This window comes from Adonisia turfae CCMR0081 (genome assembly GCF_011009555.1).
Taxonomy (GTDB): Bacteria; Cyanobacteriota; Cyanobacteriia; order Phormidesmidales; family Phormidesmidaceae; genus Leptothoe; species Leptothoe turfae.
The window spans coordinates 4485006-4509011 of the sequence record NZ_QXHD01000004.1 but is presented as its reverse complement, the minus strand read 5'-3'; the positions used below and the strand labels follow the sequence as shown (position 1 = coordinate 4509011).

18 protein-coding genes are annotated in these 24006 nt (G+C 46.8%); 9 read left to right on the top strand and 9 right to left on the bottom strand.

From position 1 onward, the window contains the following. Positions 1 to 441: 441 nt before the first annotated feature. Both DXZ20_RS23380 and DXZ20_RS23375 read right to left on the bottom strand, forming a co-directional pair. Entirely contained in the window at positions 442 to 1782 is a 1341-nt protein-coding gene (locus tag DXZ20_RS23380) for a CmpA/NrtA family ABC transporter substrate-binding protein (RefSeq protein WP_163701187.1), read from the bottom strand. A gap of 571 nt (positions 1783 to 2353) precedes the next feature. After that, positions 2354 to 2590, bottom strand: coding sequence for a hypothetical protein (locus DXZ20_RS23375; protein ID WP_163666117.1), 237 nt, complete (start codon positions 2588 to 2590; stop codon positions 2354 to 2356). A 417-nt stretch (positions 2591 to 3007) separates the two neighbouring features. Here DXZ20_RS23375 and DXZ20_RS23370 point away from each other — a divergent pair, with 417 nt between their 5' ends. After that, a complete protein-coding gene (locus DXZ20_RS23370) occupies positions 3008 to 3439 on the top strand; it encodes an MDR/zinc-dependent alcohol dehydrogenase-like family protein (RefSeq protein WP_163666115.1) in 432 nt (143 codons plus the stop codon). A gap of 192 nt (positions 3440 to 3631) precedes the next feature. On the opposite strand, the gene DXZ20_RS23365 is transcribed toward DXZ20_RS23370, so the two are convergent. Then, positions 3632 to 4081 (bottom strand): cupin domain-containing protein, encoded by a 450-nt coding sequence (locus DXZ20_RS23365; RefSeq protein WP_163666113.1) that lies wholly within the window; start codon positions 4079 to 4081, stop codon positions 3632 to 3634. Between the two features lie 342 nt (positions 4082 to 4423). Between DXZ20_RS23365 and DXZ20_RS23360 the strand changes: the two genes are divergently transcribed. Both DXZ20_RS23360 and DXZ20_RS23355 read left to right on the top strand, forming a co-directional pair. After that, a complete protein-coding gene (locus tag DXZ20_RS23360) occupies positions 4424 to 8758 on the top strand; it encodes a PAS domain S-box protein (protein ID WP_163701184.1) in 4335 nt (1444 codons plus the stop codon). Between the two features lie 213 nt (positions 8759 to 8971). Next, positions 8972 to 10078: a hybrid sensor histidine kinase/response regulator gene (locus DXZ20_RS23355; protein WP_163666109.1), complete on the top strand. Its 1107-nt coding sequence runs from the start codon at positions 8972 to 8974 to the stop codon at positions 10076 to 10078. A gap of 75 nt (positions 10079 to 10153) precedes the next feature. On the opposite strand, the gene DXZ20_RS23350 is transcribed toward DXZ20_RS23355, so the two are convergent. Then, on the bottom strand, positions 10154 to 11782 hold the full coding sequence (locus DXZ20_RS23350) for an NAD(P)/FAD-dependent oxidoreductase (RefSeq protein WP_163701181.1): 1629 nt from the start codon (positions 11780 to 11782) through the stop codon (positions 10154 to 10156). A gap of 180 nt (positions 11783 to 11962) precedes the next feature. Here DXZ20_RS23350 and DXZ20_RS23345 point away from each other — a divergent pair, with 180 nt between their 5' ends. The 3 genes from DXZ20_RS23345 to DXZ20_RS23335 all read left to right on the top strand — a co-directional run bounded on the left by DXZ20_RS23345 (position 11963) and on the right by DXZ20_RS23335 (position 15125). Continuing rightward, positions 11963 to 12916 carry a homocysteine S-methyltransferase family protein gene (locus DXZ20_RS23345; protein WP_163701178.1) on the top strand — a complete coding sequence of 318 codons (954 nt, stop codon included), beginning with the start codon at positions 11963 to 11965 and terminating at the stop codon, positions 12914 to 12916. A 63-nt stretch (positions 12917 to 12979) separates the two neighbouring features. Beyond that, the gene (locus tag DXZ20_RS23340) at positions 12980 to 14533 is read left to right on the top strand and encodes a hypothetical protein (RefSeq protein WP_163701175.1); all 1554 of its coding nucleotides are present in this window, start codon (positions 12980 to 12982) and stop codon (positions 14531 to 14533) included. 7 nt (positions 14534 to 14540) lie between these two features. Beyond that, complete coding sequence (locus DXZ20_RS23335) at positions 14541 to 15125, top strand: methylated-DNA--[protein]-cysteine S-methyltransferase (protein WP_163666100.1); 585 nt, start codon at positions 14541 to 14543, stop codon at positions 15123 to 15125. Between the two features lie 165 nt (positions 15126 to 15290). On the opposite strand, the gene DXZ20_RS23330 is transcribed toward DXZ20_RS23335, so the two are convergent. Beyond that, positions 15291 to 15590, bottom strand: a complete 300-nt coding sequence (locus DXZ20_RS23330) for a hypothetical protein (protein WP_163666098.1) — start codon at positions 15588 to 15590, stop codon at positions 15291 to 15293. Positions 15591 to 15723: 133 nt separating this feature from the next. Beyond that, positions 15724 to 18213 (bottom strand): GH116 family glycosyl hydrolase, encoded by a 2490-nt coding sequence (locus DXZ20_RS23325; RefSeq protein ID WP_163701173.1) that lies wholly within the window; start codon positions 18211 to 18213, stop codon positions 15724 to 15726. Between the two features lie 165 nt (positions 18214 to 18378). Between DXZ20_RS23325 and DXZ20_RS23320 the strand changes: the two genes are divergently transcribed. Next, complete coding sequence (locus DXZ20_RS23320) at positions 18379 to 19173, top strand: hypothetical protein (RefSeq protein ID WP_163701171.1); 795 nt, start codon at positions 18379 to 18381, stop codon at positions 19171 to 19173. Positions 19174 to 19218: 45 nt separating this feature from the next. Here DXZ20_RS23320 and DXZ20_RS37715 read toward each other — a convergent pair whose 3' ends face one another. Beyond that, positions 19219 to 19485, bottom strand: coding sequence for a hypothetical protein (locus tag DXZ20_RS37715; RefSeq protein WP_250565013.1), 267 nt, complete (start codon positions 19483 to 19485; stop codon positions 19219 to 19221). Between DXZ20_RS37715 and DXZ20_RS23315 the strand changes: the two genes are divergently transcribed. Beyond that, the gene (locus tag DXZ20_RS23315) at positions 19484 to 20014 is read left to right on the top strand and encodes a GIY-YIG nuclease family protein (protein WP_163701168.1); all 531 of its coding nucleotides are present in this window, start codon (positions 19484 to 19486) and stop codon (positions 20012 to 20014) included. The two genes, DXZ20_RS37715 and DXZ20_RS23315, sit on opposite strands and share 2 nt — an antisense overlap. Before the next feature lie 38 nt (positions 20015 to 20052). Here the strand turns inward: DXZ20_RS23315 and DXZ20_RS23310 are convergent, their stop codons facing one another. Together DXZ20_RS23310 and DXZ20_RS23305 are read right to left on the bottom strand one after the other, a co-directional pair. Beyond that, entirely contained in the window at positions 20053 to 21861 is a 1809-nt protein-coding gene (locus DXZ20_RS23310) for a DUF6798 domain-containing protein (RefSeq protein WP_163701165.1), read from the bottom strand. A 146-nt stretch (positions 21862 to 22007) separates the two neighbouring features. Beyond that, entirely contained in the window at positions 22008 to 22493 is a 486-nt protein-coding gene (locus tag DXZ20_RS23305) for a DUF4079 domain-containing protein (RefSeq protein ID WP_163666087.1), read from the bottom strand. A 236-nt stretch (positions 22494 to 22729) separates the two neighbouring features. Between DXZ20_RS23305 and DXZ20_RS23300 the strand changes: the two genes are divergently transcribed. Further along, positions 22730 to 24006 (top strand): M48 family metalloprotease (locus DXZ20_RS23300; RefSeq protein WP_250565891.1); only part of this gene is annotated, 1277 nt, incomplete at its 3' end.

Here is a 24006-nt window from a genome sequence, read left to right as displayed (position 1 = left end):
GGGGCTAAATAGGCAAGTTCCGTGAGTAATACAGTCGCAACCTTCCGTGGTGTCTGTAGTTTCACCTATCGAAGCTGTTCTGCTGTTTCAGGTTCTTCTATGAAAAACCTAACAGCAGGACATGAGAAAAGGGGAGAAGTTATGGAGTCCGGTGCTTCTAGGAGACGCTTCTCCCCAAACTTTGTAAACCCAGAGGGAGGGTAAATTCTTTATATTCAGCTGGATGCTAGGCCACTTACCTAAGCAGATGTTTCAATCAATTACTGTTCCTCTGTAATTACCTATGCAACAATAAAGTCGCGCCACAATAACAAACTATTGAGATATGCAGTCGCATCTGATTAACCATCATGATTAAATTATCTCCCTGGTTGACTATAGAACACGTAAAACAAAAATCTCCCAGTCTAAATGCTGGTTTTAAGAGACTTCAGACACCCATTAGATCCGCTTGATTGTCAAACTATCCAAATAAGCTTGAGGATTAGTAGGATCAAACTTAATGCCATCAAAAAAGGTTTCAACACCACGGGACATGTCACTGGGAATACCGTCAAATCCAGCTTCCTGGGCTGCTTCTCGCCAAATATCTTCCCGATTCACCTGATCAATGATCCGCTGAATCGTATCAAAATCACTAATGAAATTCTGATGGAATCCCCAGCGTAACATCTCAGTCAAAAACCACAGATCATGACTCTTGTATGGATATGAGACATTACCTCTGGGGTCAGTCCAGTAAAGGGGACCCACATTGACATCCTTAAAATCTGCCTTAGCATCACCCATCGCATAGCCACCTTCATAAGGGGGCGTTAGAATATCCACCGAGACGTTGAAATAATTACGACCAGAACAAATCCGCACTAGCTCAGGACGATTCGCTGGATCATCAGACCATTGCTGTGCTTCCATCAGACCTTTTAGCAATGCCTTTGTGGCGTTGGGATTAGCATCAACCCAGTCCGCCCGCAGTGCTAGATACTCTTCTGGATGAAATCCCCATAATTCATGGGTGAGACAAGACATAAAGCCAATCTTGTCAGCAACAATACGATAAGGCCATGGATCACCGGTACTAAAGGCATCCATCGTACCATTACGCAGCCCTTTTACTGTCTCAACAGGGGGTACAGTCAATAAATCAATATCGTTATCAGGGTCTACTCCTCCAGCCGCAAACCAGTAACGAATCCAGAAGTCTTGATTTACATTGGGGAACGTATGGGCGGCCTTAAATTTACGACCTTCATTGCTGGGAAAACTCTTAATATAGTCAGCTGCTCCCGAGATATCCAAACCTAAGCCTTGCCCTCCATGGATACCGGAAATAGCAATACCATTGCCCTGAGTATTAAGCTGGGCCAAAACATACATGGGCACTTTTTGCCCATTGGTGATAATCCCTTCACTAATTAAATGAGGCATGGGCATCTGCCACTGACCACCGTCAATACCACCCCCTTCTGAACCAATTGTGACGTTATTCCTTGCTGCAGCCCAGGTCGCTTGCTTAGAGAGTTCTACATCAGTCATCCCATATTTAGCAAAAAATCCCTTCTCTTGAGCGATAATCATCGCTGCTGATTCCACAATAGGAATATACCCGAGTTTGACAGCAGTCGTTTCTGGGGCATCTCTTATGGCTACAGGAACAGGCACGTTAGCTGTTTCTGAGGAGGGATTACCGACACAGCTTTTTAGCAGCACGGCACCTGCTGTTGATGCACCTGTAGTGTACAAAAATTTCCGACGAGAGACCCTCTTAGTAAAATCCGTCATCAACACCTCCTTTTATCCAACAACCTTGGACAATATGTTCGACATTTGAACAGATCCAAAAATCCTTAAATAAACACATATGCAAAGGCTGCAAGAGCCTTTAACAGATCAGTAAGGGCACCCGACAATCAGATTGCAACTAGCCACCAACAGCTCAATGAAGTATGTACTACTAACAACCGCCATTGAATAGATCTAAATCTATGAGACTTAAATCTTTGATATACATAATTCTATACTTAAACCATCAAAAAACAACCTCTGTTCGCATTAATCACAAATAAATTGTTAAAACTCAATTACAAGGTTTGCTTATGGATCAATACAAACACTTTTTGTTTGATTATAGAAAAATAAAGGTACCACCGCGAATAAAATAGACTCTAATCTATGAGAACAAAATATTTTACCCTCTAAAACTACGAATTATCAGTAGGTAAGCTCTTGTACAGTCAAAAAAAGGACAGGAATGAGCGGCAACTCCCTGTCCTTAAAATTGAAATATTTTCCAGTGCGCGATCGCAAACAAAAGAGAAATATCTATCCTTTCCCAAACGTAGAAGCAATGCGACTAGTCCACCTGCCAAGCGGGCGTATGCTTTTGATTACTGTAATTATCAGACATGGGTGTAGGCGTTGCAGGTGGGCGCGCGAGATTAAAATGAGCAATAGATAATAACAAACCTGTACAACAGCCTAAGAAAAACAGCCAGCCGTGGGACGCATCAAAGACCCACAGAAGCTTACGATTTTGCCCATATACGTGAACAATCCAGGGTTCTGCAATAGATTCTCCCAGTTTTCTCATTACCAGTTCTCCCAAATAATAATGTAGTAACGTAAATCTCAACCATTGAGAAGTTCAACAAGATGACAAGAGCTTACTAAGTCAACCATAGGCAGGGATTACACTTGAAAACAACAATTCTGAAGGTGAAGTATAAAGATTGGACAAATGAGACACTTTTGTTGTGAGTTGCGCCTACCTTAATAAGATGCAAGTGATGAACAAGGAATGTCAAATATTCATATGCAAATCTGCGTATAAGCGATCACTATCATTAAAGTAGGGTTCACGATACCCTCGCTTTCTCCTAATCAAATGGTTTAACTGGGCTGAAAACTTGCTACGTAACTTAAAAATAAAAGCTATGGATAACAGTGCGGATTTAATTTGTATAGGATGTATCCTGTAGCAGGTCCCTATCTTCAGAAAAATCCTGCTATGAAGCGAATTATCCTATCTTCTAGCTTAATCTTAAGCACAGTTCTCGGTATCACAGGAGCGGCTAATGCCCAGGTTCCAGCTGTAGACGTGCAAGCTTCCACTGAAACAGCCTGCTCTTCTACAACACAAGCAGAGCAGATAGCACTGAACGCCGCCAAGAATGAAGCTCGGCAAATGGCAGAGTTCACGAACGGTGGCTTAAATTATTATCGTGCTGAACGCGCTATGCATGGCGCTGCAATCGAATCTCCCTGCGAAGTAATTGCCCCAGAAACATGGCGCTTCACCATCAGAGGGGGCGACCCAACTGACGTTGTTCTTTCAGAAGAATATACAACTGTCAGCATTGTGACGGTGCAAGGTACTGGTAGCGATCGCACAATCACCTTAGACTACAATGGCCCTATTGAAGAGTATGGCCAGCAGTAGTTTTTAGCACAACGGCAGTGATCGTTTATCTACTTCAACAAGAACTTCACTGCCGCTATCCCTCACATACCCAAACAATCAAGCATCTTTCTGCCAGGGCATTAAAAGCCATTTCTGCTGCGGCAAGATCTGCCATAGTAACCATCAGAGAGGGTCCTTTAGCCTCTTCATAATTACCTGGCATTGACTGATCTACACCAACTTAGACAAACCTGGCTCAAGCCTTAGCAATGCTTGAGCAGTCCCTGAATCCGGCACGATTAACTCAAAGTCTTCAAACTCAAATCCAGGCGCAACCGAGCACCCTACAAGCACGCGATCTTTGATAGGAACAGCAGCCTGCCAGTAGCCCGCTGGAATCACATGGCAGAAATTCATGGACTTCGCTGAGAGTTCAATGGCATCAATGGTGGATGCACGACCGTCCCATTGGTACAAAAACACTCCTTCCCCCTGATAAAGGTTCCACACCTCGTCATTGCTTACACGATGAAAGCGACTGACCTCATAGGGCTCCAGAGAAAAATAAATATGGGTAAGGGCAGTTCTCGTTTTGTCAGTGGCGGTAACTATCGTTGCAGAACGGTAGACCTCAAGATAACGACCACCTTCAGGATGGTCTAACAGGTCAGTATATTTCATGGGCAAACATAGAAATCTAATGCTGTATACGTAAGTGGATACTCAGGACTACTCTAGCAACCGTGACGTCACTATCATCAGCCCTGTGTGCAAAACTCACAAACAGACGAGCATATGCACCCACCCTTAGCACTGGTTAGCGCCGCTCCCTGATTACATTCGCTGAAACGAGGCAACATTAGACTTGCCTATAAAACGCTATCCATGCATTGCTGCTACGTCCTAGAGATACGCCACCAGTATCAGGGAATAATACTTAAAGATAGTGAATAGGATCATGGTCAGATAATCTTCTTCCATAAGAAGGAGAGTTCAGTGAGTGAATTCTTTGAGGTGTTGAGAATGACTGTTGGTACTCCCAGTGATTCTAGAGACATTACGAACCGGAGTGCTTCAAATGAAATAGTGCACTGCACAGATGCGGCAACAAGATACCCCTTAACGGTCAGCAAACAAACAGCATTAAGCAAAGTTGTTGCCTTAATGAGTCATGATCGTCAAACCTGTGATCTAAACTGTACCCTCCCTGCCAATAATCCCTCCCATAGACCACCTGAAAATTCGTCCTATCAAGACTCCCCTGAGTTCCCCCCATTGGTACTAAGCTGTGCCGTGATCCTAGACAACGGTAAACCCATTGGTATCGTGACTGAGCGTGATCTTGTGCGTTTAGCGGCACGGGGAACAGTGATTGCAGAGCAAACCGTTGAAACAGTGATGACGTCTCCGCTCATCGCCATCAATCAAACACAGGCTAACGACTTATTTGCCGCAGTTAATCTCTTAAAACAGCACCGTATTCGCCACTTACCTATCGTTGATCACGATGACAGATTAGTTGGTATTATGACCCGTGAAGGGCTGCGCCAGTCTCCGCAAATTAGTAATTTATTACGCCTACACCAAGCAGTAGACACCATGACTGGTGATGTCATTCAGTCTGCGCCAACTGCGACCTTAGAATCAATTGCCCAGTTGATGAGTCAACATCAGGTCAGTTGTATCGTCATTACCGAAACTACTGAGAATCAGACGTTTCCCATTGGCATTGTTACCGAAGGCGATATTGTTCAATCCCAGGCATTGTTATTGGATTTTTCTCATCTCCCTGCCCAAAGCGTGATGAGCCATCCCGCCTTTTGTACGTCACCTAACCTTAACCTATGGCAGGCGCATCAGCTTATGGCTGAACGTCGGATTACACATCTGGTCATTATCCATGAAGATGGTAGTCTGGCTGGAATTTTGACCCAAACAACAATGTTCAAGGTCTTGAATCCAGAAAAAATGGTCGACGTGATCAGTATGCTACAGCAACAGGTCGAGTGCCTGGAAACTGAAAAGTTGCAATTACTAGAATCGCACAATACTGAACGACCACAAGCAGCGCACTGTGAATTAGCGACTTATCAACAAACAGAACTTTGCTTCTATGAGAGTGACCAGCACTATGTCTCATTAGCTGCCATCATTCCTGTAATCATCTTTCAAACTGATATTTTTGGAGCATGCATTTACATTAATGAATATTGGACAGAACTCACTGGCATCTCCCGTCAGGAAACCTTAGGTCAGGGTTGGGTACAAGGGATTTACCCAGAGGATCGCCTAAATGTGCTAACCACCTGGCAACAAGCTGTACAAATGGGTCAATCCTGGCAGCAAGAGTTTCGATTACAATTGCCCGATGGCTCAGGGAAGTGGGTCTATGGGCAGGCCCAGCCTAAATGTTGTCTTGCAGGGAAAATTAGCAGTTATGTCGGTAGTCTGATAGATATTAGCGATCGCAAACAGGCAGAATTGGACCTACGTGAGAGCGAACAACGGTTCCGACGGGCAATCGCAGACGCTCCGGTACCGATCATGATCCATGCCGAGGATGGCGAAGTCTTACAAATTAACTCAACCTGGACAGAACTTACAGGCTATACCCACACAGATATTCCCACCACCCAAGCCTGGATAGAGCGGGCCTATAGTGAGCAGGCTGCCAGTGTGATGGGCAATATAGTTTCTCAACAGTACAGTTTGAAATCTCGTTTGGAAGAAGGAGACTTTACCATTACGACCCATGATGGGCAACAGCGCATCTGGAATTTCAGTTCAGCCTCACTCGGCAACCTCCCTGATGGTCGGCGAATTGCCATCGCAATGGCAGCTGACATCACAGAAAAACAGCAAGCACAAGCTGCCTTGCAAGCTAGTGAAAATCGCTATCGGGCATTAGTTGAGGTCATTCCAGATTTAATGATACGTCAGGATGCAGAAGGTAACTATCTCGACCTGGTAATGTCTGACGAAGTTCGATTTATTCAGCCTGACCTCGCCTATAGTGGGGTCAACATTTATGACCTGCTACCGTTAGAACTCGCCCAACAACGCATGGTTTATGTATATCAGGCATTAGAAACTGGCGAGGTACAAATCTATGAATTTGAAATTGATATTGGAGGAGAACTACGCTGGCAAGAAGCCCGGATTATCGCCATTAACCCAACAGAGGTTCTAGTCATTGTTCGCGATATTAGTAAACGTAAACTTGCAGAACAGAAACAATATCAAACAGAAGCATCATTGCGTCAGATTGTTGAAGGTACTGCAGCTGTTACAGAACACGACTTTTTCCAGGAGTTAGTTCAACACATTACCGCAGCTCTAGATGTACGGTATGCAGGCATATCCGAGGCGACATCAGATGGTTTTGAAATCCTGGCATTTTGTGCGGATGGTCACTTACAAACGATTGATGCTTACCCGGACGAACAGTTTCCTTGCTGTATTCAAGCACTTCAACAAGGACAATATCATCAACCTGATTCACTGCTCAGTGTTTATCCAGAAAGTGAACTGTATAGCAGCTTAAACGCAGAAAGTTACCTTGGCATTGCCCTGCGTAATAGTGCAGGCACCTCCATTGGCAATCTATGTATCATGCATGATCGTCCTTTAAGGAATCACCAATGGATGATCAATTTACTCAAGATTTTTGGAGCCCGAGCTGGTGCAGAGCTGGAACGCTATCAAACAGCCCGACAACTCCAGATACTGACTAGCGAACTAGAACAACGGGTTGCTGATCGCACAACAACCTTAGCTAAAACTGTTGAACATTTACAAACCGAAATCAAACGACGACAAGCCCTTGCAGACCTATTACTCAAGAGTCAGGACCAATTGCAAGATATTTTTGACAGTGCTAATGACATGATTCAGAGTGTCTCACTCGCCGATGGTTCGTTCGAATTTGTCAACAGATCTTGGTTGGAAACATTGGGATATACGGCCCAAGATTTAGAACACATCACAATCCTGGATGTTTTGCATCCAGATTATCAGGAACACTATTTAACGTTGATACAACAGCTAAAAACAGGGCAATTACAAAAGCTTGAGCAAGTCGAAATTAGTTTTGTTACTAAAAATGGTCATGTCATTGAAGTTGAAGGCAACGTCAACTGCCGCATCGTTGATCATCAGACAGTTTATACCCGTGGGATTTTTCGCAATATTAGTGAACGTAAAAGAAATGAAGCACAACTCTATAATCTTTCAACACGTTTGAGTTTAGCTGTTAAATCTGGTGGTCTTGGCATTTGGGAATGGGATCTTATCAACGAGCAGTTGGCCTGGGATAGTCGCATGTGCGAACTCTATGGCATTCCACCAGAGGAATTCACAGGACATTTTACTGATTGGTCAAATCGGGTTCATCCAAACGATCTTGCAGAAGCACAGGCTAAATTTGAAAAAGCCATTCAAGAGCAAAAAGAAATGGATATCGAATTTCGGGTGATTCATCCTAATGGTCAGGTGCGACACATTAAAGCCAATGGGTTAGTCCAGCCTAATAACAAAGGAGAACATCAACGCGTAATTGGCATTAACATGGACATTAGCGATCGCAAAAAAGTAGAAATTGAAATCATCAAATCGCTAGAGCGGGAACGAGAGCTTAATGAAATGAAATCCCGCTTCGTATCCAACACTTCCCATGAGTTTCGAACTCCTCTAACCGTAATTTCAAATAATGCAGAACTGTTAAAACTATTTGGCAACAAACTCAATGAAACCGAACAACAACAATGTTTAGACACCATCTTGAACTATGTCGATCATATGACTGAGCTAATTGATGAGGTTTTGGTGGTCAGCAAAGCTGAATCGTATCAGATTCAGCTTAAAACTACCCCTCTAGATGTTGTTGAGTTTAGCCAACAACTAGGGCAAACAATTAGCCTGAGTTCACCAAAGCATCACGTCGAATTTGTGGTACAAGATGCCCGCTCCCACTTACAAAAACATAGCTATTATGCTCCAGTAGACAGTAAGATTCTGCAACAAAGTCTGACCAACTTACTAACCAATGCCATTAAGTATTCTCCCGAAGGTAGCAAAATAATTTTTCAGTTAGAGCTTTTACCTGACACTATTCAGTTTAGAGTCATTGATAAAGGGATAGGAATTCCTAAAGAAGATCAGAAATATTTATTTGAGCCCTTTCACCGTGCCACCAACGTTGGAACACGTCCAGGGACAGGTCTGGGACTGTCCATTGTGAAACATCTCGTCAATATTCACCAAGGCAAAATCAACGTTCAAAGTACCCTTGGACAAGGCAGTTGTTTTACAATCACAATTCCTAGCCAATGGCAGGAGCTCGATTCATGCCATAGATGACCCCACAGCTTTAGAAGGTTTAAGAAACATCAGAGGAATCACCAATTTATAGGAGTTATCTATCACAATCAACATGAGAAATTTGAATAGATTAGATGAGTTGAGATTCTTGTCAAACATGTTATTTACTCTCACCTTCTATGTATCCTCCTAAAGTAGCTTCATCTTGAGCTGGTTCAGCAACACAACGAACTTACTACCAGAGAATTCATCATGACAAAAATTCTAATTATTGAAGATGAAGAAAAGATTCGATCCAGCTTACAACGCATTTTGAAACTGAGTAACTTTGATGCTCTAGTAGCTGCCAATGGCTTAGAGGGCATTGAAATCGCAAAGAAAACACTGCCAGATATTATCCTTTGTGACGTTATGATGCCAGTGCTCGATGGCAATCAGGTCTTGCGAATATTAAAGAACAATAGTTCAACCGCAACCATACCGTTTATTTTTCTAACCGCGAAATCCCATCGGCTCAATATCCGTGAAGGAATGAATTTGGGAGCCGATGATTATTTAACCAAACCTGTTAAAATTGAAGACTTATTAGATTGTATTCATACAAGACTGGGCAAAAGAGAATTACAATTTCAACAATCACAGGCACAACTGAACACATTAAGCGCTAATATCGCTCGCTCCATTCCCCATGAACTCAATACACCTCTCAATGGAATCATTGGTTTTGCTGAAATCTTAAGTACAATGCCCGACCCCGAGGTGCAAGAACTCAGTAATGAAATTTTAGCTGCTGGCGAACGTCTCTTGGTCACCATTACTAAATTTTTGGTCTATATCGAGCTAGTAGAATTAACTATACACTCAGCGAAACCGAGTAACTTTTGCAAACAAGCCACTAACCTAGCAGCCTCTCCTGTGATTGAGGAAATTGCCAAACGAACCGCAACCAAATTAAATCGCCAAGCTGATCTTCGCCTTAAACTTCAATCTGGCAACATAACAATTTCCTCCTTCTTTTATGAGAAGTTACTGGAGGAACTGATTGATAACGCTTTTAAGTTTTCTGAGAATGGTGATGAGGTCATCATTAGTAATCGCTGGGAAAGTGGCCAAATGATTTTGATCATTCAAGATTATGGTCGTGGTATGACCTCAGACCAAATCAACGAAATAGCGGCTTATAACCAATTAGAGCGCTCAATATATGAGCAGCAAGGCCTTGGCTTAGGATTAGTAATTGCTAAGTATATTGCTGAACTTCAAGGCGGAACATTAATGATTAATAGTCAACCCACAGTTAGTACTACGATCTATATAACACTTCCACTACAACCAGCTCTAGCGAGAAAAGATCAATAAATCTCATAAAAGAGAATTCAACACAATGACAAACTTTACCGACTGCTCCATGCCGCATAGCTCACGTCTAAAGTATTAGCCTCCCCCCGCAAAACAAGCAGCTTTCTCCACAATACTCAGAGCAACAGCTTCAGCAACCTTAATACCATCAACACCAGCCGAGAGAATTCCTCCCGCATATCCTGCACCCTCTCCAGCCGGATATAGCCCCTTGGTATTAAGACTTTGAAAATCATCTCCACGCTTAATGCGAATCGGTGATGATGTGCGCGTTTCCACACCTGTTAGCACCGCGTCATGCATAGCAAAGCCTTTTATCTTTTTATCAAAGACAGGCAAAGCTTCACGAATCGCCTCAATGGCGTAGTCTGGCAGGCTTGTACTGAGATCACATAGATGCACGCCAGGTCGATAGGTGGGTTTAACATTCCCTAGCTGTGTGGAAGGCTCACCTGCAAGAAAGTCTCCCACCAACTGACTTGGGGCCTTATAGGTGCTGCCACCCAACTCAAACGCACGGGACTCTAATTCCCGTTGTAAGGCGATACCTGCCAGGGGACCATCTGGATAATCCTCTTCTGGAGTGATGCCAACAACAATACCGCTGTTGGCATTTTTACCGCTGCGTTCGTATTGGCTCATGCCGTTGGTAACAACACGACCAGTTTCTGATGTGGCCGCAACAACCTGGCCCCCTGGGCACATACAAAAACTGTAAACTGAACGACCATTGCTGCAGTGATGCACCAGCTTATAGTCGGCAGCCCCCAGGATTGGATGGCCAGCCTGTTCACCAAAACGACATTCATCAATCAGCGGCTGAGGATGCTCTACACGAAAACCAATGGAGAACGGCTTAGGTTCAATATAGACACCGCGTCGATGCAGCATTTCAAAGGTGTCACGCGCACTGTGTCCCACCGCCAGGACAACATGGTCAGTACGAATATAGTCACCATTGGCCAGGATCACCCCCCGCATCTGACGGTCTTCGATATCAAAATCGTCTACGCGGGTCTCAAATCGCACGTCTCCACCAAGAGAGAGAATAGTATTGCGCAGATTCTCCACAATCTTGACTAGCCGATAGGTGCCGATGTGGGGCTTATTGATGTACAGAATTTCTGGCACAGCGCCAGCATTCACCAACTCTTGCAAGACTTTACGACCATGGTGATTTGTGTCTTTAATCCGGCTGTAGAGCTTGCCATCAGAAAACGTACCTGCCCCACCTTCGCCAAACTGAACATTGGACTCGGGTTTGAACTTGCCCTTACTCCAAAAGCCAAAGGTATCCACAGAGCGTTCGTGCACCGCCTTGCCCCGCTCCAGAATGATGGGCTTAAACCCCATCTGGGCCAGCAATAGCCCGGCAAACATACCACAGGGTCCATTGCCAATCACCACAGGTCGATGCTCTAACCCCTGAGGGGCTGAAGCGACATAGTGATAGCTAGTGTCCGGTGTGGGATTCACATGGGGATCTTTCTTGAATCGGTTCAGCAGTTGCTTTTGTTTTGGTGTCTCAATGTCAACGATGTACACCAGCCGAATTTCACTACGCCTGCGGGCGTCATAGCTACGTTTGAAAACTTTGTAGCTAGCCATGTCAGCTGCTTTAAGACGCAGTTTTTTCAGAATAGTGGCCTGTAGTTCCTCGTCCGTATGGTCGAGGGGCAGCTTGATCTCAGAAAGACGCAGCATGGACAGAAATTGGGCGTGGGTCACTGTGGGTCACTGCCTATTTTGCCACGGTTGTCTGGCGATGGCGCTTTGCTCAGCCACTAGAACGTGACCAGAATCACAAAATGCGCTGGGGAATAACGATCTGAGGTTTGTATCAAATTTAACCGAACCTTGCACACACTTAAGGAGCCAACCCCTATGGCTTATTACAGACACCCATTGCCCCAGCTGTCTGACGATGTCTTTATTACGGATGGGGGCATCGAAACCGTGCTGATTTTTCAGCAGGGCTGGGATTTGCCAGACTTTGCAGCATTTACGTTGTTGGATCGTCCCCTTGGAACTGAGGCGTTGCAGACCTATTTCAGCATCTACGGAAAACTGGCTCAAACCTATGGCCTGGGTTTAGTTTTAGAGAGCCCCACCTGGCGGGCAAACGCTGACTGGGGTCATCGCCAGGGCTATGGTGCTGCTGAGCTAGCAGATGTGAATCGACGTGCGATCGCACTGCTCGAAACCACTCGCCATGACTACGCCACTGCCCAAAGCCCCATCGTCATTAGCGGCTGCATTGGTCCCCGGGCCGACGGCTACAGCCTTGACGTCATGATGAGTGCGGCTGAGGCTGCGTCCTATCATCAGGACCAGGTGGATAGTTTCCGCGACACTACAGCGGATCTGGTTTCAGCCATTACCATGACCTACCCTGAGGAAGCCATCGGCATCGCCCGCGCGGCCCAAAACGCTCAAATGCCTGTGGTCATTTCCTTTACGGTGGAAACCGACGGCACACTACCCAATGGCATGGGGCTACGGGATGCGATTCATACGGTTGATGCAGCCACTGATAGCGCTCCCGCCTATTACATGATCAACTGTGCTCACCCCATTCACTTTGACCGTGCCATTCTGAATCAAGGTGCCTGGGTAGAGCGCATTCGCGGCATCCGTGCCAATGCCTCCATGATGAGCCACGCTGAGCTAAACGAGACCGAAACCCTGGATGAAGGCAATCCCCAAGATCTGGGCGAACGGTTCTACATGCTGAAGCAACAGCTACCGCATCTAACGGTATTGGGGGGCTGTTGTGGTACCGACCACCGTCACATTGAAGCCATCTGCAAAGTCTGTAGTCCAGTCTCAGTGGGTTGAGTTCAGTGCGTAGGATATCCGTGGTAAACCAGTACAAAGATCAATATCTATCCACCACGCACCGTGCTCACCAAAACCCTAAAATCCTTATCCCAGGAACGTTGGCTAGAGGTAACCTCCTTGCTCGGCCTTGGGATAGGGATTTTAATGCGACTTAGCCAGTACTTTAGCAATCGGTCCCTATGGTTCGACGAAGTTGCCCTCGGGCTTAACCTATTGGACCGCAACTATCTGGAATTGCTAGAGGCCCTAGATTACAACCAGGCCGCCCCACCCCTGTTTCTGTGGGTTGAGAAATTTGCCATTGATACATTGGGCAGCCATGAGTTTGCTTTACGGCTATTCCCGTTGTTGGGTGGGTTGTTGTCCCTGGGATTGTTTTATCGGTTTACCCAACAGTTTACGCAAGGATGGGGGCGACCCATTGCAATTTTGCTATTTTCAGTGCTGGGCTACATCGCCTACTTTTCGACTGAAACCAAACCCTATAGCTGGGATGTTGCGATCGCATTATTGTTATTCATGGTGCTGATATCCATGGATACCCTTAAACCCAGCCTCAGAAAATTATCTATGGCTGGCATGCTGGGTATAGTCAGCATCTGGCTTTCATTTCCCAGTATTTTTATCATGGCAGGTGTTGAAGGCGCTAACATCCTCACACTTCAACCCTGGAAAATATCCTGGCAATCTCTAAAAGAATTTTTACTACGACGGATTCCTCTCTATGGTGCCTGGATAGCTAGCTTCATCGGCCTATACTTTGGGGTGATCAGCAAAGCATTGTCAGAGACAGAGTTAGCCGATAGCTGGGCAGGCCGCTACCCCGATAATTTCTGGGATATTGTATGGCTGTTAGATTCCTTTGGCCGGTTCTTTTATCGCCCCCTGGGGTTTCCCAGTCCCACAGATGGTGTTGCCATGGTGGCCTTTGTGACTGGCTGTATTTTGTTGTATCAGAGATCTAAACGGCGACTACTATACCTTGGCAGCCCATTCATCATTTCTCTAATCGCTGCTTTTCTCCATAAATATCCGTTTAGAGAACGACTGATCTTATTTTTAACCCCATTTGCGCTTATCCTTCTGTCAGAAGGAATTGTTTTTTGGTTGGAGAGATGGAAACAAAAGCCTAGAATCCTGGGCGTTATCAGCCTGATCATGGCAATAACCATGATATTCATGCCGTTACAGCGAGGTCTACGCGTTACGATAGTGCCTACAGGTTTGCATTTTGATCACGTGAGACCAACGATTGAATATATTGATACGCACTGGCAATCAGGGGATAAGCTCTATGTTTTGCCAGGAGCACAGCTACAGTTTAAATTTTATAATCGCCGCTTTGAACTGCCGACATCTGACATTGTCCTCAGCCAGTTACAAAACATTGGCATTTGGAAAGTATCTGATGAGGATTTAGAACAGCACTATAGGGAATTAAGGACCCTCAAAACAACAGAGTTACAAAACAAAAAGAGGGTGTGGATTCTGTTGGCGCGCAAACGAGCCGAATCAGAAGAAGCGATTGTAGAGCAGCTGAACCGATTAGGATCACCGTTAGAACGGAAACAATATCCAGGTGCTATGGTGGGTCTATACGATTTTTCATCGTAGCTCTCCCATGTCACCTAAATCCTTAGACCTCACCAAAGTCGCATCTCCCATTGGCACTATTTTATTAGTCACCGATGCCAATGTAGTTGTATCCCTTGACTACGAGGGATATGAGCAACGAATGATGCGGCTATTGGCTAAGCGCTATGGCACCTTTGATTTAGTTGAACTACAACTCGGCAGTGCATGCTACAACCTACTTGAACGTGATTTATTAACCCCCATTCGTCATTATCTAGCAGGGGATCTCACTGCCATTGACCCTATTCCAGTTAACCCTGGTGGCACTAAATTTCAGACAAAGGTTTGGCAAGCTTTACGCTCTATCCCCGCTGGCACTGTAATGTCCTACGGAGAGCTGGCACGACAGTTAGGCAATCCAGCGGCAGTCAGGGCAGTGGGCACCACCAACGGTTTGAATCCTATTTCCATTGTGTTGCCATGTCACCGTGTCATTGGTGCAAACGGCAATTTAACAGGCTACGCAGGCGGATTAGATCGTAAACGCTGGCTCCTAGAGCATGAAGGTCTCGACATCACTCAACTCAAACAGAAAAGCCAAGAAAAACAACTTTCTCTGTTCAACAATTAATAACAATCGACAGATTTCTCTGTTTCAATTTATCTGTTTCATCTGTTTCAACAGTACGGGGAAAACACCAGCAGCCAGTATTCCATGGGTTTGAATAGCATCACCACCCATCAACTCATAGCTCAAGTTTTGCCCCGCTTTATGGTCAGAAACATATGCGTCAACTTAAGGGACTCTAGCCGTACCGACGCTGACGTCGCCCACCGTGACAACAACCGTGTCAAATAAACTAATATCGGTGTCTCCAGGAAATGACACATTAAATGCCCCCTCAGTTGCAGGCAATGTGCCCAAGTCAACCGTCTGCTTGGCTAAATCACCACCGATGGTTAAGTATCCCTGTAGCTCACCATCGGCATCTGTTGCAAAGTCTTGAAATGCCAGATCGCCACCAACGCCAGCGATAATGGCCACACCTACATTGCCGCTGGTGCTGTGGTTATTAGCTCCTGAAAAAGCGCCCATACAATCCTCCTTTTATTGGCCTTTTATTGGTTTACATAGGGTCCGCCGTAAAAATCCAATAGGTATCCACAAATTTCCAGCAGACCTAAGCTTGATGCACAGTCAGATTACTAAGGTTCCAGCTCCATCGCAATTAGAGCTGAGCATATAATCCCCAAATAGCCATGGGGCGCAGATAGTGACAGGCCCGAAACGTTCCCATAGCCGTAATTGCCTCTGGGGTGCGAAACTGCAAGCCATAGTTATAAATTTGCTGCACCACCGCTTCTGTAATTGCCATGGCTTGATCGCGTTTGCCCATCTGAGCCAAAAATGCCGCTAACCCAAAGTTAATGCCGGTCCAAACCTCTAACTGGTGAGTGTCATCCGGGTTTTCTGGCGAACCATCGGGCTTCACACCATTGGCTGCACCGATGGCCATCCCTAACTGGGCCGCACTAAAGAAACCCGTTTGGGAACCTGCAAATTTTTGATTTTGTGGTGTCGAATGCTTAGCTGCATACTCATTGAACTTCACAAAACAGGCATCGTAAATCGTGTCGAGGGCAATATTGATAAACTCTTGGTCCACAATGTCCGGCAAATCCATCAGGCGTGCACAAAATTGGCCGCACAGCTGATCGGCCATCACCACGTCAGAGTTGCTTTCGGAGTCTAAACGATAGAAACTGCCTGTCCACAGCTTGTTTTGATAAACAATTTTGCCCTGCTTAATCCAGCGCTGATACTGGGATTTCACAATGGCAAAGCTGCCAGAAATTTTTCCATGCTGCTGCAAAAGGTCACCCATTTTGATCGCGGCTTCCAGGGCCGCCAGCCACAGTCCGCCACAGTAGGCACTCAAGCCCTTAAGCTGCCAGTCATCAAAGGTTTGATCCGGAGCCCCTCCATTTTCAGGGACACCGTCACCATCCAGGTCAAACAGCTTGAGATATTGCAATGTCTGAGTCACGGCGGGCCAGCATTCCGCCAGAAACTCAAGGTCATCGCCCCCGGTGAGCACAAAGGCGCGGTATACCTGTAGTACAAAGTCACTGGGTAAGTCCTTCCACTGATTGCAGTCTTGGTAGCTGGTGTAGTTTGTGGCTATCCAAGGATTCTCATTGGGAGCACCCAAGTCGTGAGGGGTGGCACCTTTCAGTTTGCGTGGAGCCAAATGCTCGGATTCACCCATCGTGTAGTAATAGCCAATGATTCGCTTTTTGGGATCTTCTGTGGGGATAGCCCGGGCAAAAGCTCGGATAATGGCCTTTTCGAGTTCGGGCCATAGCATTAGCGTTGAGAAACCTCCGTACAGCCGTACATCCAGACTTTCGTACCAGCGGTAATCTATGCACTCCAGCACCCCAAATTGGCCCACAGGATCAGCTTCACTAGCTGCCGACCAGAGCGTACCGCCGCTGGCCATGTCGTAAAGCTCATTAAACAGAGCCATCTTGAACCAATCGGGCAGATCGGGCCGATCGAGAATTGGCTGCTGCCAGTCGATAATGTTTTGTCGCCAGGTTGGGTAATTGGCTAACGCCTCCTGGGCTAACTGCCAGGCATTGCGGCCAGAGCGACCTGATAAGTCAGTGCTGTCGCTACCTAAAAAGTCTGTATATCGTCGATAGGCCAGTTTGCCTTTTGCAAACTCGGTTACGGGTAAATCCCAGGTCAGGACAAAGGGCAGTTCTTGAGTCTCGCCAGGAGCCAGGGTGAATTTGATTGCGATCGCACCACCCACCTGTTCGTCTTTAACAGCAGACGTTGTATCAGCAACATTACTTAACGTCCCATGGCCAGCGAAGCTGTCCCACAGATCACCGCCATCCCCAGCCGGGTTCCAACGGGTGTGATAAGTCATACCCTCCGTGGTTGGCACCGCAATACAAAATTGGCCATCTCCTTCACCAGGACTCTCCGTCCAAGCCCCATCCATGACAATGCCCGTGGCCCGCTCACCGCTGACTAGCAGATTAAAATTGCCAGCACTCTGTCGCAGCGGTGGCACATAATCATAAAACGGGCTGCCATCCTCCCGCTGCTGAATTTCTGGCGAAGACTCAGAGTTAGTAAACCAGCCCACCATGTTCTGCCAGCTCAGCAAAATGCTCAAGGTAATCGGTTGATCAGTGGGGTTATGGGCTGTCCACACAAACACCGCCACCGGGTAGCTACTCTCTTGATAGTTATCGGGCCATATGGGCGAAAACTGTTCGCAAGTCAGGTTTGCGTTAAAAACATCTTGATAGGAATACCAGCTACGGGGATATAGAGCTTTATAGGTGCCTCCCTTGGCATCGTCATTTCCTGTCTGCCCCGCCGGGTACCATTGCCAACGCTCTAACCCATCACCAGTCGTTGCCATGGCATAGGTTTGCGAGGCACCAGCTGCTTCCTCATAGACGGCAAACTGACAGGCCGGAAAATGATCAAAGATATGCTCGCCACCGTCTAAATGCCACAGGTTGAAGGTGCCGTTGGGTGCCCGGCCAATGCAGCCAGCCCCCAGCCCCCCCAGTGGCATGCCGTGCTCAGGGCCATCATCTAAGTTGCTAGCGTAGCGAACGATATAGGGCGTTTCCCATTGCGCACCGATGGGCCAAGTCCAAGCAACAGAGGGAATTTCAGGGCCAGGCATAAATTACCGTCAAAAACAGCAATCAGCATTTTATAGGGGGAGTGGGGAATAGGGAATAGATACTACAAAGAATCGCTATAACATGGACACAATCGAGCGTGGTTACGATAGCGTTATTTCTAAAGCAAAGGGCTAAGGCAATTTCGGCGCAAGGAGACCGCCCCTATGAAGTCCCCAAACGTTATCTATCCCATCAAAAAACCGATCAGGCGTTTGAGCCATTGGTGCATAAGGCTTTGGGATGGCATTAGTGGCAATGAATATCGCCGCGTCAGGCAATTACGGACAGCCTTAGCAGTCTCGCAACAGAATGAAGCAGATCTAACCCAGCAACTGACCCAAGCCCAAGCTCAATGTTTGGACCTGCAACAGGCCTTAGAAAATAAAAACCAGCAGGTCCATGAGCTATGGGAAGAGCTAGATGTATTAATCGCTGAAAATGATACTGAACTTCAAACGTTAAAACGAGAACTCGCTAACCAAACATCAGCCCTGAGCAATTGTCATTCCAATTTAGTGGCTGTTCAACGGTTCCAGGCAACCGAGGTTCCAGCAACAGCGCCTTTATCAAATTCTCAACCAGATACGACACCAGAAACTAATTTAGCCAATTGGAAAATTGCTTTTGTCGGGGGACACCAAGCCACTAGACGTTTCGTAATCGACACATTACACACTAGCCATGGGCTGATCCATACACCGGTAGAAATTCCATCCCATCGAGAGGTGAGTACGTCTCAGAAGCAACTCAAAGATAAGCTAGCTGATTGCGATCTGGTGGTTTCGATTGTTGGATATTCCAATCATTCACTGACTAAATCCCTAAACCACCTACGGGACAAAGGAGCCCTCAAAGGCAGCATCCTGATTCCCAATAGTCGCGGTGTCACTGGTGTTGTTCGCGATATTTTGGCCTTTGTAGCCAAGCAACCAGACCCGATTCAGGAGCACACTGATTAAGGGAAGCACAGCTTCCCGCAGCCCATTATTTCAAACACCTTTTGGCTAAAGCCAACCATTGGCGACGCCCACAATTAAGCCCACTCGGAATAGTTGCCAGCCAATAAAGGCTATGAGTAAAACGAAGATGATCCGATTGGTCCAGTCTTTTGGGGTAGGGGTACTCATGGCGGAATGGCGGAATTTTTCTTCACTATAGTGTTTCTTTTTGAAACACGTGGGACGGCAATCGTTGAGTTTATTGGAAAGAATACCGATCTTTTGACCGTCAACACTAGGATGAGGGACGTAGTGAGCTCTAACGTAATTCATGGCTGACACCACACCGACTTTGGCTGATTTAGATATGCATCCCTATTTAGTGGAGGGTGAGTTACCACCAGGATTAGCTAGCAAAGTGGGTATCTATGCCATTTTTGATGAGGCTAAAACGCTGCAATATGTTGGCTACTCAAGAGATGTCAGTGTGGGGCTCACGCAGCATTTAGTGCGCTGTCCGCAGCAGTGCCACTGGTTTAAGGTCCACACAGTAACGCGCCCTAGCCGCACACTGCTAGAGGAAATTCGGAAGTCCTGGATCTCAGAATATGGCACCATCCCACCTGGTAACGCTGACCAGCAAACTATGTGGGAAAAACCCATTGATGCTAAAGCCTTTATGACAGAAGTAGAGCGGGATGCGATCGCAAACGCCGAACCCTCCCAAACCAACAAATTGCTCAAACAGCTCGCCCGCCGCGTTGAAGCCGACGTCAAAGCCAAAGTTGCCGACCGAGGTGCTCAGATCCCCATTAAGTTCAATCCCAAGCTCAAAGAACAGGGATTATTAGCTCTCAAATAGTATGAAGCGGGACGTTGAGGATGAGAAGCTTTTCCGGCTTAATTAGGGGCGCTATTCACATCCCAAATTGTCCAGCCTTCTTGTTCGCCTATTAAGGTGCCGGGCATATCTGGGTGCCATTCTTGTCGAGTCAGGATATAGCCTGCACCAAACTGCTTTGCCACGTCGACTAATTCCGCCGCCGTGCGCTGCATAAATATTGCATCTAACTTATCTTCCGCAGGGGCTGGCAATGTGCCCACCATCGCCTCTAGCCGCTGTTGCCAGGTAACAATACCAGCATCTGTAAAAGGAAATGCCTTAAAAGTAGCGACTACAGAGCGCTGGCTATAGAAACGAAAGATCCGATCTGCGGGAGGTACCAGCACCAGAGCGTCAGTGGGGGTGCGATCGCGAAAGGTTACCCCCAGCTTTTTAACCGGGTGATCATATAACGGAGCAAATTTAATCGCCCGATGAACAGGCCCCAAACTGCGATGAACAATCACACCACCCAGATTGAGACCAACAAACACAACACATACAGCAGTGATCACATAAGCCGCTGGACGCAACCGTTTCACCTGGGCAGGGAACTCCTCTAACAAAAACGGATACGCAAAGCTTAAAAACAGTGCCAAATGGAAGGAATAGGTCACCGTCAGCACAATCAAAAAGAGTGCATAATTCAGGACCGGAAAGCGGTTAACCCGTTGGTTCACATACTTCCAAAAGGTGTCTCCGCCCGGCTTAATCAGGCTTAAAACCACCACCACCAGAGTAGTCAGTCCACCATAGTTGTCGACAACAGGCGCAGCAATTAAGAGTAATGCCAGCGCCTGATTCCCTCGGCGATAGTGTTCGCTGGCATACACAGCAATAGCCGTCAGCGCCATTAGCAAAATAAACGGTGTTGTTCGCGCAAACTGTAGTTTAGCCACAGTCGCGATGGGATAAACCTCCACAAACCAATAGCCAAGAGCTAAGAGCCCACAGCCCATCACCATGGCAGAGCCAATGGTCATTTTGTGATTGGGCTTTAACTGTCGAGAGCCATATAAACACGCCAAACCTGCCACCAAAAAGTGAACAAACCGCCACCAGCTCTTGACGGAAAAGTGGGACATGATGATGTGGTGGGGGTGTCGCACATAGCCATAGAGCCAAATAAAGTCTGAATTGCTGAGCAAATCGCTACTCGTATTGCCACTCAGCACCATGGGACTGTAAACCATGCCTGCCAAAACCAGCAGGGCTCCCCATGCCCCTAAAAGCTGTTTGGGTCGTTTGTGCCTGAGGCAATAAAAAATCAACGCCGGAGTGAATAAAACCCCTGGCAACAAACCAACCAGAAACTGTAGTAGACAGCTGATGCCAAATAAGACATAGCCCCGTATCCACTGCTGCCTCAAACAGAAGTAAATCCCCCAAACCGCGATCGCAATGGCATAAACACTGGGGTTCGGAGAGCGCCGAAACAAATCCGTAACCCCCACAGTGCCATCCACAACAGCTAAGCCCAGAAAGGGTAAAGCCGCGGCAGCCAGTTTAGACTGCCCCAACTCTCGACCAATGGCATATAGCCCCAAACTCAAGCCTGCAAATGAGATCGCAAAGTAAATAAAGCAGACCATCGGCACACTCAAGCCCAGCTTCACCGGTAGCGCTAAAGCATAGTAATAGTAGGACCTCGGTGTGAACTGGAGCATCTCCTGCACATAGAAGTCCTGACTGTAGAGTGTGGGGTCTACCAGAGCCATCACCGCAGGCATCTGATTAAAAACATTCTCTTTTGAGAAGTTGTAACCATAGGCCACTAAACCACTCAGTGCCATCGCCAGCTGCATCAGCACAGGAGGCTTAGTCATTGTTTTTGCGTTGGCCATCATCCAGTAGAGTTCGTGGGGTCTAGCGATCAGGTTAAAACGCAATGGCACCTCTGATCAAAAAAGGAGCCGCCTCATTAGCCGCTCCCTTTTCAAAATTATTTAGGTGAAAAACACAAAATCACTGACTAAAACGTGATTCCAAAAACGTTATCCAAAATGCGCTGCATGATTTGCACACCGGTCACCGCCTGCCAGCCAAACAAACCCACAAGAATTACGTTGAGGCTAATGTGGGTCAAGCGAGCAGTTTCGCTACCACGCTGCATGTAGGGCACAAGGGATGCTGCGATCGCAATTAAACCCGTCATACTTAGACCAGCCAATAGATGGGGACCGACAAATAGCTTGCCGTTGTTGAGATAGGTAACCGCCATACCGCCGATGGTACCGAGTACCATCAGCGCCAAGATGATTGACCCGATCTGGTGGTGCTTAAGGGCAAATTTACCTTTGATAAGTTCTTTCTTTGCTTCACCACTGGCATAACGGACCTTTCGGCTCTGGAAGCCCAAATACATGGCATATACAGTGAGGCCAAACAGGACCCACATCAACATCGGATGGAAAAAATTCAGATAAGGCTTAATAGTTTCAAGGGTCTCAGGAGTCATGGTGGGTAACCTCTTAACGCGTCATAAAACTTAGTATATTGCGCTCATTTCCATTCTGCCGTCGTATTGAAGCGACTTTCACCGAGAAAAAACCTGCATGTCACCCATACATTTGCAGCCAAGCCCCTCAAACAAGCACGATCGCTCAGGTTATTACAGGGCAGATTTGGCAAAATAGTTCCATTAGGGATGTCCGAGCATCATTCTGAGATCCAATCGCTTCGTTATTCCGAGCCATGATGAAGGTCAATAAACGTTTTGCGCTGCTCTTAGCAGTGGGGTTGAGCCTTACACTACTGCTGAGCCCAGTATTGCCAGGTCGAGCATCAGAACGCCCTGGTCATATCATTCTCCAAAATAGTGGTAGTAGTGACACCCCAGAGCAGAGTGTAGAACCGATGGGCGAGGAAACTAGCGACGCCGCCTCAGACGCTGAGACTACAGCGGAAAATGAGGTTGAAGAGGATGCCGCTGATGAAACTAGTGACGAGGCCTCAGACGCTGCAACTGTAGCGGAAGATGAGGTTGAATACGATGCTGAAGCTGCCGCCCTGGAACAAGAAACTTGGTTTCAGCGAGAGCTGATTATAGAGGCAGACCGACTATATCTGGCCGGTGATATTGCCACTGCCGAAGAGTACTATCGTGAAGCCAAAACGTTTGGTTGGCGCGATGATGATGATTTAGAAAATATTCCAGCCGAACCTTTTCGCAATCCTGAGCAGCTTTCCCCTGGTGGAGCCGTCTATTGGCGCGAGTCTGCCCGTGGCATAGAGGCGGGCAGAGAGTCGCAAACCCTGGTTCCCTTAGGCTTACTCACAGAAGAAGTTCCAGCCTTTATCCCAGGTCATCTGCGTTATGCCGAGCTACTCCAAACCTACGAGCGTCCAGAGGATGCTGAAATAGTTCTGGAAAAGGCACTGACACTATATCCATACGATCCTGATTTACTCAGTGCTCAGATTGAGTTGATGATGAAGCAAGAAGAATGGATTGAAGCATCGATTGCGTCACGTCAATTTGCATTATTGAATGAAGAGCATCCTGACGCAGAACACTACGCCAATCTAGCTGATGAAAACTTGGATCGGTTTAAGTCAGCCACGAATGCCAAAATTCGGAATAATGCGATCGCAAACATTTTCACTGGAGCCGCTGGTTATATCCTCACTGGCGGTCTATACGGTCCCTTTACCGCCCTCAACTCCAGCCTGATCCTGCTGCAGGGCGAAAAATCGTTAGGAGAATCAGTCGCTAACTCAGCCCGCGAGCAGCTTCCCCTCTCCGAAGATGAAGAGCTTTTAGCCTATGTCCGTGGCATTGGAAATCAGTTAGCTTCCGTAGCCGGTCGCGATGATTTTGACTACACCTTCGATGTCATTCTTGACCGAGAATTGAATGCATTTGCCCTACCTGGCGGCAAAATCTTCGTCAATGCTGGAGCCATTCTCGACACCGATAGCGAAGCTGAGCTTGCTGGACTGCTGGGCCATGAAATCTCCCACGCCGTCCT

Excerpts from the sequence above, each read along its gene's own strand:
- DXZ20_RS23380 (WP_163701187.1), bottom strand. The coding sequence starts at position 1,782 with ATGACGGATTTTACTAAGAGGGTCTCTCGTCGGAAATTTTTGTACACT.
- DXZ20_RS23375 (WP_163666117.1), bottom strand. The coding sequence starts at position 2,590 with ATGAGAAAACTGGGAGAATCTATTGCAGAACCCTGGATTGTTCACGTA.
- DXZ20_RS23370 (WP_163666115.1), top strand. The coding sequence starts at position 3,008 with ATGAAGCGAATTATCCTATCTTCTAGCTTAATCTTAAGCACAGTTCTC.
- DXZ20_RS23365 (WP_163666113.1), bottom strand. The coding sequence starts at position 4,081 with ATGAAATATACTGACCTGTTAGACCATCCTGAAGGTGGTCGTTATCTT.
- DXZ20_RS23360 (WP_163701184.1), top strand. The coding sequence starts at position 4,424 with ATGACTGTTGGTACTCCCAGTGATTCTAGAGACATTACGAACCGGAGT.
- DXZ20_RS23355 (WP_163666109.1), top strand. The coding sequence starts at position 8,972 with ATGACAAAAATTCTAATTATTGAAGATGAAGAAAAGATTCGATCCAGC.
- DXZ20_RS23350 (WP_163701181.1), bottom strand. The coding sequence starts at position 11,782 with ATGCTGCGTCTTTCTGAGATCAAGCTGCCCCTCGACCATACGGACGAG.
- DXZ20_RS23345 (WP_163701178.1), top strand. The coding sequence starts at position 11,963 with ATGGCTTATTACAGACACCCATTGCCCCAGCTGTCTGACGATGTCTTT.
- DXZ20_RS23335 (WP_163666100.1), top strand. The coding sequence starts at position 14,541 with ATGTCACCTAAATCCTTAGACCTCACCAAAGTCGCATCTCCCATTGGC.
- DXZ20_RS23330 (WP_163666098.1), bottom strand. The coding sequence starts at position 15,590 with ATGGGCGCTTTTTCAGGAGCTAATAACCACAGCACCAGCGGCAATGTA.
- DXZ20_RS23325 (WP_163701173.1), bottom strand. The coding sequence starts at position 18,213 with ATGCCTGGCCCTGAAATTCCCTCTGTTGCTTGGACTTGGCCCATCGGT.
- DXZ20_RS23320 (WP_163701171.1), top strand. The coding sequence starts at position 18,379 with ATGAAGTCCCCAAACGTTATCTATCCCATCAAAAAACCGATCAGGCGT.
- DXZ20_RS23315 (WP_163701168.1), top strand. The coding sequence starts at position 19,484 with ATGGCTGACACCACACCGACTTTGGCTGATTTAGATATGCATCCCTAT.
- DXZ20_RS37715 (WP_250565013.1), bottom strand. The coding sequence starts at position 19,485 with ATGAATTACGTTAGAGCTCACTACGTCCCTCATCCTAGTGTTGACGGT.
- DXZ20_RS23310 (WP_163701165.1), bottom strand. The coding sequence starts at position 21,861 with ATGACTAAGCCTCCTGTGCTGATGCAGCTGGCGATGGCACTGAGTGGT.
- DXZ20_RS23305 (WP_163666087.1), bottom strand. The coding sequence starts at position 22,493 with ATGACTCCTGAGACCCTTGAAACTATTAAGCCTTATCTGAATTTTTTC.